The 12781-nt window shown below is 64.4% G+C and carries 15 protein-coding genes; 5 read left to right on the plus strand and 10 right to left on the minus strand.

Features of this window, described 5'->3' with window-relative positions; all coding sequences use genetic code 11:
* Positions 1 to 64 precede the first annotated feature (64 nt).
* The 3 genes from AC0L2U_RS15240 to AC0L2U_RS15250 are packed head-to-tail and all read right to left on the minus strand — an operon-like array spanning position 65 to position 2791.
* Complete coding sequence (locus AC0L2U_RS15240; RefSeq protein WP_473602133.1) at positions 65 to 967, minus strand: SDR family oxidoreductase; 903 nt, start codon at positions 965 to 967, stop codon at positions 65 to 67.
* Positions 964 to 2118 (minus strand): tRNA epoxyqueuosine(34) reductase QueG, encoded by a 1155-nt coding sequence (gene queG, locus AC0L2U_RS15245; protein WP_473602134.1) that lies wholly within the window; start codon positions 2116 to 2118, stop codon positions 964 to 966. The genes AC0L2U_RS15240 and queG overlap by 4 nt, the downstream gene beginning before the upstream one ends.
* Positions 2099 to 2791: a glutathione S-transferase family protein gene (locus AC0L2U_RS15250; RefSeq protein WP_027040261.1), complete on the minus strand. Its 693-nt coding sequence runs from the start codon at positions 2789 to 2791 to the stop codon at positions 2099 to 2101. The genes queG and AC0L2U_RS15250 overlap by 20 nt, the downstream gene beginning before the upstream one ends.
* A 160-nt stretch (positions 2792 to 2951) precedes the next feature.
* Here AC0L2U_RS15250 and AC0L2U_RS15255 point away from each other — a divergent pair, with 160 nt between their 5' ends.
* Positions 2952 to 3758, plus strand: a complete 807-nt coding sequence (locus AC0L2U_RS15255; protein ID WP_127808451.1) for an undecaprenyl-diphosphate phosphatase — start codon at positions 2952 to 2954, stop codon at positions 3756 to 3758.
* A gap of 195 nt (positions 3759 to 3953) precedes the next feature.
* Here AC0L2U_RS15255 and AC0L2U_RS15260 read toward each other — a convergent pair whose 3' ends face one another.
* Positions 3954 to 4331 carry a YraN family protein gene (locus AC0L2U_RS15260; protein ID WP_127269758.1) on the minus strand — a complete coding sequence of 126 codons (378 nt, stop codon included), beginning with the start codon at positions 4329 to 4331 and terminating at the stop codon, positions 3954 to 3956.
* Entirely contained in the window at positions 4324 to 5253 is a 930-nt protein-coding gene (gene rsmI, locus AC0L2U_RS15265; RefSeq protein WP_292680627.1) for a 16S rRNA (cytidine(1402)-2'-O)-methyltransferase, read from the minus strand. Before rsmI ends, AC0L2U_RS15260 begins: the two co-directional genes overlap by 8 nt.
* 134 nt (positions 5254 to 5387) lie before the next feature.
* On the opposite strand from rsmI, the gene AC0L2U_RS15270 reads away from it, so the two are divergent.
* Positions 5388 to 5576, plus strand: coding sequence for a hypothetical protein (locus AC0L2U_RS15270; protein ID WP_127269534.1), 189 nt, complete (start codon positions 5388 to 5390; stop codon positions 5574 to 5576).
* Between the two features lie 73 nt (positions 5577 to 5649).
* Here AC0L2U_RS15270 and AC0L2U_RS15275 read toward each other — a convergent pair whose 3' ends face one another.
* From AC0L2U_RS15275 to rph, 5 genes are all read right to left on the minus strand, one after another.
* On the minus strand, positions 5650 to 6087 hold the full coding sequence (locus AC0L2U_RS15275; RefSeq protein WP_127269533.1) for an EamA family transporter: 438 nt from the start codon (positions 6085 to 6087) through the stop codon (positions 5650 to 5652).
* Between the two features lie 397 nt (positions 6088 to 6484).
* Entirely contained in the window at positions 6485 to 7648 is a 1164-nt protein-coding gene (hemW, locus tag AC0L2U_RS15280) for a radical SAM family heme chaperone HemW (RefSeq protein ID WP_473602135.1), read from the minus strand.
* The gene (gene rdgB / locus AC0L2U_RS15285; RefSeq protein WP_473602136.1) at positions 7645 to 8292 is read right to left on the minus strand and encodes an RdgB/HAM1 family non-canonical purine NTP pyrophosphatase; all 648 of its coding nucleotides are present in this window, start codon (positions 8290 to 8292) and stop codon (positions 7645 to 7647) included. The genes hemW and rdgB overlap by 4 nt, the downstream gene beginning before the upstream one ends.
* A complete protein-coding gene (locus AC0L2U_RS15290; protein ID WP_128288965.1) occupies positions 8292 to 8702 on the minus strand; it encodes a VOC family protein in 411 nt (136 codons plus the stop codon). The genes rdgB and AC0L2U_RS15290 overlap by 1 nt, the downstream gene beginning before the upstream one ends.
* 264 nt (positions 8703 to 8966) lie before the next feature.
* Positions 8967 to 9683 carry a ribonuclease PH gene (rph, locus tag AC0L2U_RS15295; protein WP_127396273.1) on the minus strand — a complete coding sequence of 239 codons (717 nt, stop codon included), beginning with the start codon at positions 9681 to 9683 and terminating at the stop codon, positions 8967 to 8969.
* A 198-nt stretch (positions 9684 to 9881) separates the two neighbouring features.
* Here rph and hrcA point away from each other — a divergent pair, with 198 nt between their 5' ends.
* The 3 genes from hrcA to AC0L2U_RS15310 all read left to right on the plus strand — a co-directional run bounded on the left by hrcA (position 9882) and on the right by AC0L2U_RS15310 (position 12634).
* Entirely contained in the window at positions 9882 to 10964 is a 1083-nt protein-coding gene (gene hrcA / locus AC0L2U_RS15300) for a heat-inducible transcriptional repressor HrcA (protein WP_023814157.1), read from the plus strand.
* 24 nt (positions 10965 to 10988) lie between these two features.
* The gene (locus AC0L2U_RS15305) at positions 10989 to 11186 is read left to right on the plus strand and encodes a hypothetical protein (RefSeq protein ID WP_023814156.1); all 198 of its coding nucleotides are present in this window, start codon (positions 10989 to 10991) and stop codon (positions 11184 to 11186) included.
* A 98-nt stretch (positions 11187 to 11284) separates the two neighbouring features.
* Complete coding sequence (locus AC0L2U_RS15310; protein ID WP_473602137.1) at positions 11285 to 12634, plus strand: PQQ-dependent sugar dehydrogenase; 1350 nt, start codon at positions 11285 to 11287, stop codon at positions 12632 to 12634.
* The last annotated feature ends 147 nt before the right edge of the window (positions 12635 to 12781 follow it).

Raw genomic sequence — 12781 nt, forward strand, 5'->3', positions numbered from 1 at the left:
AACCCGGTTCTCCACCGCAATCCCAAGGCCGAATCATAGCACGCCGCACCCGCGGCTTCGATCGTCAGCGCTTCATCGGGCTGCGCGCTTCGCCGTCACGCCAATCGCCGCTTGCCCACATATGATCGAAGGCGGCGCGGTAGTCTGGAAACCGCAGGGAATAACCCGCCGCCTTGATCGCCGCGTTGGCGACACGCTTGTTCTCGCCATAGAAGGACCGCGCCATGGGCGAAAGTTGGGCGGCGTCGAAGGGAATTTCGGGCGGCGGTTCGATACCCATTAGCGAAGCGGCATAGGCGACGACATCCTGCGGCGGCGCCGGCAGGTCGTCGGTGACGTTGAAGATGCCGCCTGTATTGCCTTCGATGAGCTGCCACAGGGCGCCGGCAATGTCGTCGCAATGGATGCGGTTGAACACCTGGTCCGGCTTGACCAGCCGCCTTGCAGTGCCGTTTTCCAGATTGACCAGCGCGTTGCGGCCGGGGCCGTAAATGCCGGACAGGCGCAGGATCGCCCCCGGTCGACCGATCTCGCGGCCCAGCTCCAGCCAGTCTCGTTCGGCGGCCACCCGCATCACCGAGCGCTTCGACACCGGCCGGCATTCCGCCGTTTCATCGACCCATGCGCCGTCATAATTGCCGTAGACGCCGACGGTGGAGAGATAGCCGATCCATTCAAGCACCGGCATTTGAGTGAGGATTCCCGCGCGGGCGGCATTCAGCACAGGATCGCCGGCCTCTTCCGGGGCAATCGAAATCAGCAGATGCGTTGTTTTTCCCAATGCATCGCCGATTTCGCCGGTCATCGCGCCGTCGAACAGAAGCGGCGCGATACCGGCCTGCCGTAGCGTCTCGAATTTTTTCGGCGAGCGTGTCGTGCCGAAGATCGTCGCGGCGCCTTTGTTAGCCCGAGCAAAAGCCCTGCCGGAATAGCCGGCGCCGAAGATGAATATCTGCTTTTCGCTCATGCATTCGCCCTGGTTGGCCGCGCCAGACGCCATTCGTCGCGCACGGCTTCGTCGCTTTCGGTTTTCAGGCCGATGGCTGTCCGTTCTGAATATTCGGCATCGGGCACCAGCCGCGCCAGCGCCCATATTGCCGCGCCCCGCACCAGCGGCGAGGCATCGTCCAGCAAGGCGCGCACGGTGTCGGCAAGAGAGGCATCGCCGGAATTGCCGGCGGCGATCAGCACGTTGCGGATGAACCGGTCGCGGCCGATGCGTTTTATCGGCGAACCGGAGAAGAAAGCGCGGAAGGCCGCGTCATCGAGACCCAAAAGATCGGCGAGCGGCGGCTCGCGCAAATCATCGCGCGCGACGAGTTTTGCTTCGGAAGCTGCCCGGGCGAATTTGTTCCACGGGCAGGCGGCAAGACAATCGTCGCAGCCATAGATGCGGTTGCCGATCTTTTCGCGGAACTCGTGCGGAATCGGCCCTTTGTTCTCGATGGTGAGATAGGAGATGCAGCGCCGCGCATCGAGCCGGTAGGGCGCCGGAAAGGCATCGGTCGGGCACGCGTCGAGGCAGGCACGGCAGGAGCCGCAATGGTCGATCTCGGCGCGGTCGGGCACGAGTTCGGCGGTGGTGAAAATGGTGCCGAGGAACAGCCAGGAGCCGTGTTCACGGCTGACCAGATTGGTGTGCTTGCCTTGCCAGCCGAGCCCGGCGGCCTCGGCCAGCGGCTTTTCCATCACCGGCGCGGTGTCGACGAACACCTTCACATCACCCCCGGCGCGCGCCACGATCTTGCCGGCGATCTCCTTCAGCCGCCCCTTCATCACATCGTGATAGTCGCGGTTTTGCGCATAGACCGAGATCGCGCCGGAGTCGCGCTTGGCCAGCACCCCGCGCGGATCATGGTCGGGGCCATAGTTCATCGCCAGCACGATGATCGAGCGCACCTGCGGCCAGAGGGCCATTGGTTCACTGCGGCGTTGCAGCGTCTCGGCGATCCAGTCCATCGACCCATGAAAGCCATCGGCGACGAATTCGGCCAGGCGCGCCGGCGCCAGCGGGATCGCATCGGGGGAGGTGACGGCAACGGCATCGAAGCCGGCGCGCTGCGCCTCCGCGTCGATCATCGCGCGCAGTTTTGCGGCGTCAGAAGTCGAGGTCCGCATAATGCGACACCGGTGACAGGCCGCGCACCCGGTCGGTCAAAAGCGGCCGGAAGGAGGGCCGCGACTTGACCCGCGTGTACCATTCGCGTGCAGCGCTGTGCTCGCGCCAGTCGATCTCGCCGAGATAGTCGAGCACCGACAGCGTCGCCGCGGCCGCGAGATCGGCATAGGTGACCCTCGAACCGGCCAGCCAATGGCGGGTGCCGGCCAGCCAGTTGGTGTATTTCATGTGCTGGCGGATGTTGGCGCGCGCGGCACGGATCGCGCCCGAATCGGGCGAGCCGCCGCCAGCCGTTTCCGGCATGACCGGCTTGAGCACGCGCTCGCGCACCAGATGGCGAGTGACTTCGCTTTCAGCCTTGTTGAGATACCAGTCGATGAGCCGGCGGATTTCGGCGCGCTGCATCGGGTCCTCGGCGAACAGCCTCTTGTCGCGCTTCAGCACGCCGCGCGTTTCATCGAGATACTCGGCGATGACCGTCGCCCCGACGATCGGCACGTCGCCTTCGGCCAGCAGGATCGGCAGCGTTCCGGCCGGGTTCAGCGCCAGGAACTCCTTGCGCCGGGTCCACGGCTTTTCCTCGATCAAAGCCAGCTCCTCGCCATACTCGCCGAATGCGAGGCGGACGAAGCGACAGGTGGCGAACATGGGATGGTGGAAAAGCGTCAGCATGGTTCCGCGATGATAAAGCGCACTGGCGAATCGCAGGGCGCACCGGTAAGTCTTGGCCGCCCGGTTAGCGGGCCGTCAGGGTGTTGCGACCTATAGGGGGACTTCAACGCCATGACAAGCAAGCCCTTCTGTCAGCCGTCACGCCAATGCCGAGGTAGCCATGGAAAGCCAGACCATCGTCGAAGCCCTGCTGCTCGGCCTGCTGGAGGGGTTGACCGAGTTCATCCCGGTGTCGTCGACCGGCCATATTCTGCTTGCCGGTCATTTCCTCGGCTTCCATTCGACCGGCAAGGCCTTCGAGATCCTAATCCAGCTCGGCGCCATCCTGGCGATCCTCAGCGTCTATTTCCGCCGCCTGTGGAAGATGCTGCTCGAACTGCCGCATGACCGGCTGACGCGGCATTTCGCCATCGGCATCCTGATCGCCTTCCTGCCGGCGGCGATCATCGGCGCGCTGGCGCATGATTTCATCAAGACGGTGCTGTTCGAATCGCCGAGGCTGATCTGCATCATGCTGATCATCGGCGGCGTCGTGCTGCTGGCGGTGGACCGCATGAACCTCAAGCCGGTCTACCGCGATGTCGAGCGCTTCCCGACCCGGCTTTACCTGCAGATCGGGCTTTTCCAGTGCCTGTCGCTCATTCCCGGTACATCGCGTTCGGGCTCGACCATCGTCGGCGCCCTGCTTTTGGGCGTCGATAAGCGCGCTGCCGCTGAATTTTCCTTCTTCCTTGCGATCCCGACCATGGTCGGCGCCTTCGCCTTCGACCTGTTCAAGAACCGCAACGTGCTGAGCAGTGCCGACCTGCCGATCATCGCCGTCGGCTTCGTCGCCGCCTTTGTCACGGCGCTCATCGTCGTGCGTTTCCTGCTCGACTACGTCTCGCGCAAAGGCTACGCGCTGTTCGGCTGGTGGCGGCTGGTGGTCGGCGGTGTCGGACTGCTGGCGTTGATGATCTGGGGTTAGCGAACGCGCATCGTTGCGAGCTCCCCCTCACCCGGATTGCCAGCCGAATTGCAAGTGCAATTCGGGGCAATCCGACCTCTCCCCGAGGGGAGAGGAGCCTGTCGGCGCCGGCACTAGTCTCTTCTCCCCAACGGGGAGAAGGTGGCCGCGAAGCGGCCGGATGAGGGGGCCGCCTCGCACAAGGGTCTGTACGGACTAACTCCTCCCGTAAAACGCGTTCTCGACATGCACCGGCCAGCGCCAGGGCAGCACCGCGACCATGTCGAAGCGCATCGACAATCTGCCGTAGTCCGCTTGGCGCGACAGCCAGATGTCGGCCGCGCCTTCTATGCGACGCTCCGATTCGTGACCGATCGCCTCCATGGCTTCCATCAGCGTGCGGCGCGCCTTGACCTCGACGAACAGCACCAGATCGCCGCGCCGCGCGATCAGGTCGATCTCGCCGAAGCGTGTGCGGTGACGGCGCGCAAGGATCCGGTAGCCCTTCATCATCAGGGCTGCCGCCGCCAGCCATTCACCGCGATGGCCGCGCCGATAGGCCTTTTGGCGGCTGACGCTCGGGCGTTCAGCCACTGTCGCTTTCTCCAGAAGCATCCTTGAGCTCCAGCAATCGCCGATAGAGCGCCTGTTTCTGGCCGCCGGTCATCTTCGCGGCTTCCGCGGCCGCCTTTGAGGCCGGCATCTCGGCCGCAAGCGACAGAAGCAGACGGTCGATGTCGGCGGGCTCGTCGACCCTGGCCTCGGCCGGACCGACGCAGACGACGATTTCGCCTCTCGGCGTATCGGCCGCGGCATAGTGGTCGGCCAGTGCCTGCAGCGTGCCGGTTCGCATCTCCTCGAAAGTCTTGGTCAATTCCCTGCCGATAGCGGCCTTGCGCTCGCCGCCGAGCGCTTCGACCATGCCAGCCAGGGAGTCAGCCAGCCGGCGCGGCGATTCAAAGAAAATCAATGTCGCCGGCACGGCCTTCAGTGCTTCCAGCCGTGTCAGCCGCTGCCCTGATTTGACCGGCAGGAAGCCGGCGAACAGGAAGGCATCGGAGGGCAGGCCGGATGCCGTCAGGGCCGCCAGCGGCGCTGACGGGCCGGGGATAGGCACGACGCGAATGCCGTGGTCGAGCGCCTCGCCGACCAGCCGGTAGCCGGGATCGGATACCAGCGGCGTGCCGGCATCGGAGATCAGCGCCACGCTCTGCCCGGCCTGAAGTGCCGATATCAGCTTCGGCCCGGCCTCGCCGGCATTGTGTTCATGATAGGCCGTGGTGCGGCGGCGAATGCCGTAGCGGTCGAGCAGCACGCGCGACACCCGCGTGTCTTCGCAAGCAACGATGTCGGCGGCGGCCAGCGTCTCCAACGCGCGCAGCGTGATGTCGGCGAGATTGCCGATCGGCGTCGCCACCAGATAGAGCGCCGGCTCCAATGGCCGTGCCACGATCTCGGTCTGCCCGACCACATAGCTGCGCTTGCTCGTCTCTGCGGTCACCGATGACTTCTCCATTCAGCCCTGTTTGGCACGGCTGACGCGGGCTTGCAAAAGCTGACGCCGATGTAAGGAATTCGCCTTTCCTTTGCCACAGTGGGGAACCAAACCGGCGTTGGCAGATTAGCCCCCTGATTCCGGAGGAGGACAGGATGGACAGCCTGAAGATACAGGACGCTTTCGAGCCCTACTATGCCGGCCGCAAGCGCGGTGCCGCGCCCAGGGACAAGCGCCTATCTGCCAAGACCGAGCACAGCCTGGCCAAAGAGCGAGCCGTGAGCGCTTTGCCGACCAACGTCAGGCTTTCCGACAACAAACCCGATAGCACGACGGAGCACTGACCGGACGATGCCCAATCGCTTCGATATCTTCATCACCCGTCTTGAAACAAAGAATGCCCGTAACGGCGCGCAACTAGCCTCGATAGGCGACCAGCACCGCGCCCGCCGCGATAAGGGCGACGCCAAGCCAATTCGCTCCGGACAACCGCTCGCCGAGAAAGGCCGCGCCAAACACCGCCACAAGCACGACGCTTAGCTTGTCGATCGGCGCCACCTGCGCCGCATTGCCAATCTTGAGCGCCCGAAAGTAGCAGAGCCATGACGCGCCGGTCGCCAGACCGGACAGGCCTAGGAAAGCCCAAGTCTTTGCCGAGATCGTGGCCGGCGACTGGAACTGGCCGCTGGCAAGCAGGATGGCACCGAGCACGATCAGGATGATGACCGTGCGGATGAAGGTGGCGAAATCGGAATTGATGTTCTCGATGCCAACCTTGGCGAAGATCGCCGTCAGGGCAGCGAACGCAGCTGAGAGCAATGCCCAGAATTGCCAGGAGGATACGGTCAGGTTCATGCCGGTGGCCTTTGCGGATGTTCTTAACCGAGATACCGTGAAACGCGTGCCTTCAGAAGTGTAATCCTAAGCTTCGGAGATTGGACGAGGCTTCCCCACCTTCGTCATCCACGGGCGGAGCAGGAGCGAAGCGACGTCGCGAAGACCCGAGGATCCATTCCGTGACTTCTGAATTTCGCTACGGTGCAGAATTTGGAAAGCTGGCGTGGAGAAGATGCGCCGGCAACGAAATCTATTGTTTGAACGGGACAAGTGGCAGAGCAGGCATGCCCATTCTGGACCGTGACGCCCCGCAGCAGCCGTCGCGGCATGGATCCTCGGGTCTGCGCGCCGCTTCGCGTCGCTCCGGCCGTGGATGACGAGGCGGGAGGAGCTTGGCGCAGGCAAAGCTACCTGCCTACCGCGCCAGATCGGCGACCACGGCGTCAAGCACGATCATGCCGGCGGCCGTGGCGCGCAGGCGCGCATTGCCGATCGGCGCCACCAGCCCCTCTCCCTGCAGCATCGACAGCCGCGCGCTCGACAGGCCGCGTCCGGAGAACGCCTCGTAGCGGGAGAGGTCGATGCCTTCGGCGAGCCGCAGGCCCATCAGCAGGAATTCGTCGGCCTCTTCCGAACGCGTCAGGATTTCGCCGCCGGTGACGCCATGGCCTTTGGCCTCGACCAGATTGGCCCAGGTTTCCGGCATCCGCTCGGCGATCGTCACCGTGCGGCGGCCATGCTCGACGAAGCGGCCATGCGCGCCCGGCCCGACGCCGACATATTCGCCATAGCGCCAATAGGTGAGGTTGTGCCGGCTCTCGGCGCCCGGCCTTGCGTGGTTGGAAATCTCGTAAGCCGGCAAGCCGTGCGCCGTGGTGATCTCCTGCGTCAGCGCATAGAGGTCGGCGGCGTGGTCATTGTCGGGAATGATGAATTTCTTCGCCGCATGCAGGGCGTGGAAGGGCGTGCCTTCCTCAATGGTCAGCTGGTAGAGCGACAGATGGTCGGCGGCATGGCCGATCGCCTGTTCCAGCTCCGATGCCCAGGCCTCCGGCGTCTGACCGGGGCGGGCGTAGATGAGGTCGAAGGACAGCCTTGGGAATATTTCCCGCGCGAGGCCGATGGCGTGCAGGGCCTCATCGACATTGTGCAGCCGGCCGAGGAAGCGCAAATCCTTGTCATTCAGCGCCTGAACGCCGAGCGACACGCGATTGACGCCGGCCGTCCGGTAGCCGCGAAAGCGTTCGGCCTCGACCGAGGACGGATTGGCCTCCAGCGTCACCTCGATGCCGTCAGGCACAGTCCAGTTCTTCGCCACGGCGTCCAGAACCCTGGCCACGGTTTCCGGCTTCATCAGCGACGGCGTGCCGCCGCCGAGAAAAACGCTGGTCACCTCGCGCGGCCCGGTGCGCTCGCGCATCGTCGCCAGTTCGGCCTCGAAGGCGGCGGCAAAGCGCTCCTGGTCGACCGGGTGGTGGCGGACATGGCTGTTGAAGTCGCAATAGGGGCATTTGGCCGCGCAGAACGGCCAGTGGACATAGACGCCGAAACCGGGCGCCCGGTCGAGCACCATGCTCATGCCGAGCCCAATCTCGCCTTGGCGAATTTCTGGAAGGCACGGGCGCGGTGCGACAGCGCCGTCGGCTGGCCGGGCTTCCAGCCATGCTTTTCCTCAGCGCTCATCTCGCCGAAGGTCTTTTCGAAGCCATCGGGCAGGAACACAGGATCGTAGCCGAAGCCGAGCTCGCCACGCGGTGGCCAGACCAGCGTGCCTTCGGCCTCGCCGCGATAATATTCCGCCTCGCCGTCGGGAAATGCCAGGCAGATGACGGCGACGAAGCGTCCCTTGCGCTGTTGCGGCAAGGCCGCGCCGACTTCCTGCAACGCCACTTCGGTGCGTTGCATGGCCATGCCGAAATCTCTGCTGCCATCCGGGGTTTCGGCCCAGTTGGCGGTGTAGACGCCGGGCGCGCCATCAAGCGCGTCGACGCATAGGCCGGAATCGTCCGACAGCGCCGGCAGGCCGGTCGCCTTGGCGGCGGCGAGCGCCTTGATGTAGGCGTTCTCCTCGAAGGTGGTGCCGGTCTCGTCAGGCTCCGGCAGGCTATACTCCTTGGCCGACTTGGCTTCGAAGCCGAACGGCCCCATCAGGTCGGCGAATTCGCGCAGCTTGCCGTCATTATGGCTGGCGACGACGATCTTCTTTCCATCGAGAGAATGCATCAAAGGCCCCAGATTCGTGGCTCGGCAAATTCGATCGAATTGCCCGAGGGGTCGCGTATATAGATCGAACGGCCGCCCTGCGGCCACTCGAATTCGCTCTCGATGGCGATCTTCTTTGCCTCCAGATGGGCTTTCCAGCCGGCGATTTCATCGGCGGTCGCAGCAAAGCACAGATGGCCCTCGCCGACCGCGCCATGCGGCGGCACCGGCAGCCTGGCGTCAGGCGCCGGCGGCACTTTCGTCGCCTCGGCATTGAAGACGAGCAGCACGCCCGGCCCGCAGCGGAAGAAGAGGTGGCGGCCGTCGACCTTGCCTAGGAGATTGAGGCCGAGGATGTCGGTGAAGAACGTTTCCGCGGCGGTCAGGTCTGTGACGTAGAGGGCCGATTCCAGGATCGCGGAGGGTGTCACGAGGCGCCCCCCTCTGGCCTGCCGGCCCCGGCCCTTCGCTGCCGCTCTGGGCGTTCGTTGTTCGGAAAGCCAAGCAATTGGCTTTCCGTCCGCTTCGCGGACCACGCCTCACCCCCCTCAGGTGGGGAGATTAGCAGCTTCTGCATTGTCGCGCACCCTGCAACGCCGGAGATTGGCGAAGACCGAAATGGCATCCGATCTCCCCCCTTGAGGGGGAGATGGCCGGCAGGCCAGAGGGGGGTGTTCAAGCTCGGCATTTAAGTCCTAAGCCACCGCCATCTGCTGCAGACTAACCAAGCGCTGGATGCCCTTCTTGGCCAGACCCATCAAATCCGCGAACTGCTCTTCCGAAAAGGGCTCGCCCTCGGCGGTGCCCTGGATCTCGACGATGCCGCCCTTGCCGGTCATGACGAAATTGGCGTCGGTGCCGGCCGCGGAATCCTCGACATAGTCGAGGTCGATGACCGGCTGGCCGTCATGGATGCCGCAGGAGATCGCCGCGACGTGGTCTTTCAGCACCTTGGCGACGCTGGCCATCTGGCGCGCTTCCATCCAGCGCAGGCAGTCATACAGCGCCACCCAGCCGCCGGTGATCGATGCGGTGCGGGTGCCGCCATCGGCCTGGATGACGTCGCAGTCGACGGTGATCTGCTGCTCGCCCAGCGCCTGCAGGTCGACCACGGCGCGCAGGGAGCGGCCGATCAGCCGCTGGATTTCCAGCGTGCGGCCGCCCTGCTTGCCGGCCGAAGCCTCGCGGCGCATGCGCTCGCCGGTCGAGCGCGGCAGCATGCCGTATTCGGCCGTCACCCAGCCCTTGCCGGAATTGCGCATCCAGCCCGGCACTTTTTCCTCGAGGCTGGCCGTGCACAGGACATGCGTGTCGCCGAACTTCACCAGGCATGAGCCTTCGGCATGCTTGGAGACGCCGCGCTCGAAGGAGATGGCACGCATTTCGTCGAATTGGCGTTTGGAAGGGCGCATTCAGGCTGCTTTCTTGTCATTTTTCGGAATCTTGGCCGGCTTGTAACCGCATGGGACGCGTGGCGCAAAGGAAAATGGCCTGACGATCTGACACAGACACCGGGTGGTCCCACAAAGACACCCGGTGATCTCACACAGACACCGGGTTGCGCGGGTGCAGTGTAAGTCTGTATCCTTGGGCCGGAGGTTTTTGGCCGTATGACCAAGGCAGTCGATCCCGCTTCGCAGTCGCCCGCGCTCCAGTCGCTCGACATGCGTTCGCGCGACATCTTCCGGCGTATCGTCGACTCCTATCTAAGGGACGGCGAACCCGTGGGCTCGCGCAGCCTGTCGCGCATCCTGCCGTCCTCGCTGTCGCCGGCGACCATCCGCAACGTGATGAGCGACCTCGAGCATCTCGGCCTGATCTACGCGCCGCACATTTCGGCCGGCCGGCTGCCGACGCAGGCCGGCCTGCGTTTCTTCGTCGACGCCTTCATGGAGCTTGGCGACCTTTCCGACGAGGAGCGCCGCGCGATCGAGGCACAGGTGCGGGCGTCCGGCTCGGGCGCGACGCTGGAACACATGCTGACCGAGGCCAGCCAGATGCTGTCGGGCATGTCGCGCGGCGCCGGCCTGGTGCTGGCCGCCAAGAACGAGGTGGCGCTGAAACACATCGAATTCATCCAGCTCGAACCGACCAAGGCGCTGGCGGTGCTGGTGTCGCAGAATGGCGACGTCGAAAACCGCGTCGTCGAGCTGCCCGCCGGCATCACCGTCTCGCAACTGCACGAGGCCTCGAATTTCCTCAACGCCCATATACGCGGCCGCACGCTGGCCGAGGCGCGGATCGAGATCGCCCGCATCAAGGAAGAAACCAGGGCCGCGCTCGACACGCTGTCGCAGGACCTGGTCGAGAAGGGGCTGGCGGTGTGGGCTGGCGCCGATAGCGGCCTGCCGGCACGGCTCATCGTGCGCGGGCGCGCCAATCTGCTCGAAAACGTCACCGCCCAGGCCGACATCGAACTGCTGCGGCATCTGTTCGAGGACATGGAGACGCAGGACGGGCTTATCCAGCTGCTTGACCTCGCCGAGCAGGGCTCGGGCGTGCGCATATTCATCGGCTCGGAAAACAAGCTGTTTTCGCTGTCGGGCTCGTCGCTGGTCGTCGCCCCATATCGCGACAAGGATGCCCGCGTCGTCGGCGCGCTCGGCGTCATCGGCCCGACCCGGCTGAACTACGCGCGCATCGTCCCAATGGTCGACTATACGGCGCAGCTGATTTCACGCATGCTGCGCTGAGCTGATCCAACCGAGGAGACGATGATGGCGCTCGAAGAATTCAAGGCCCGGATCAGCCTCCTGCTGGAGGAGATGGTCAACCAGCCGGAAGACCAGCACGAGATCCAGGAGCAGTTGCGCGAAAAACTGCAGGAAATGCGCGCCATGGGCCTGCCGCTGCCGGCCGATCTCGTCGAGTTGGAAAAACGCCTCGACGACGATTTTTACGCCGCCGGGACCTGAACCGGGAAACCGGAAGCTTCCTCCACCTCATCATGTGCCGTGGAACGATCGACGAAACCGGTCGTTCCTGTTTTCACGCCCAAACATTGGAGGACCGAATGATGCGTTTTGCCGGCCCCGCACTTTCCGCCGCACTGTTTCTCTCGACCGCTTCATTCGCCCAGCAGGCGGACGAGCCGGCGCTGAAAGGCGCGGACGCTTTCGGCGACTGGCGAGCGGACAAGCCGGGCACACGCCGCCTGATCAGACCGGATGATCTGCCTAAGCCCTATGCCAACAGATCGACCTCTAACAGCGCTGGCATCGCGGACATGCCGGCAGACGCGAAGCTGCAACTGCCGCCGGGATTCTCGGCCGAGCTGGTTGTATCGGGCATCGACAATCCACGCGTCGTGCGCGTCGCGCCGAATGGCGACCTGTTCGTCGCCGACAGCAAAGCCAATCAGGTCCGCATCTATCGCCTCGCCGAAGGCAGGGCGAAGCCGACACAGGACGGCATCTTTGCAGGCAATCTCAAACGGCCCTATGGCATTGCCTTCTATCCGCCGGGCGCTGACCCGCAATGGGTCTATGTCGCCAATAGCGACAGCATCGTGCGCTTTGCCTACCGCAATGGCGACCTGAAGGCCTCCGGCGATCCGGAAACCATCGTCGGCAACATCCCTGCCAGTCATCACTGGACCCGCGACATCGCCTTCTCGCCGGATGGCAAGACGCTTTATCTGTCGGTCGGCTCGGGATCGAATGTGGCCGAGCGCATGGGCAAGGAACCGAAGGGCGGCCTCGACGCCTGGGCGAAATCGCAGCCGCTCGGCGCCACATGGGGATCCGAGGACGGCCGCGCCGGCGTGCTGGCCTTCGATCCCGATGGCAAGAATGGCCGCATCCTTGCCACCGGCCTGCGCAACTGCTCGGGCATGACCGTGCAGCCGGCGACCGGCGCGCTGTGGTGCGTCGTCAACGAACGCGATGCGCTTGGCGACAATGTGCCGCCCGAATACGCGACCGTGGTCAAGGAGGGCGCCTTCTATGGCTGGCCCTGGTACTATATTGGCGACAATGAGGATCCGCGCCACAAGGGTGAGCGCCCCGATCTTGCCGGCAAAACGACCGTTCCCGATGTGCTGATGCAGGCGCATTCGGCTCCGCTCAACATCGCCTTCTACGAAGGGAAGAGCTTTCCGGCCAAATACAAGGGCGATGCTTTCGTCGCTCTGCACGGTTCATGGAACCGCGGCAACCGGACCGGCTACAAGGTGGTGCGATTGCTGTTCAAGGACGGCAAGCCGACCGGCGAATATGAGGATTTCATCACCGGCTTCGTCTCCAACGGCGAGGTCTGGGGCCGGCCGGTCGGTGTGGCGGTGACCATGGATGGCGCGCTGATCGTCACCGAGGACGGCAACGGTACCATCTGGCGTGTCACCCATGGCGACGGTCGCTCCTGAGCAATTTTACCTGGACCGCACAGCCCCCTCACCCGGATTGCCAAAACCGAATTGCAACAGCAATTCGGGGCAATCCGACCTCTCCCCGAGGGGAGAGGAGTCAGCAGGCGCTGGCGCCCGTCTCTTCTCCCCTCGGGGAGAAGGTGG

The sequence above is a fragment of the Mesorhizobium sp. WSM4808 genome (assembly GCF_055811675.1).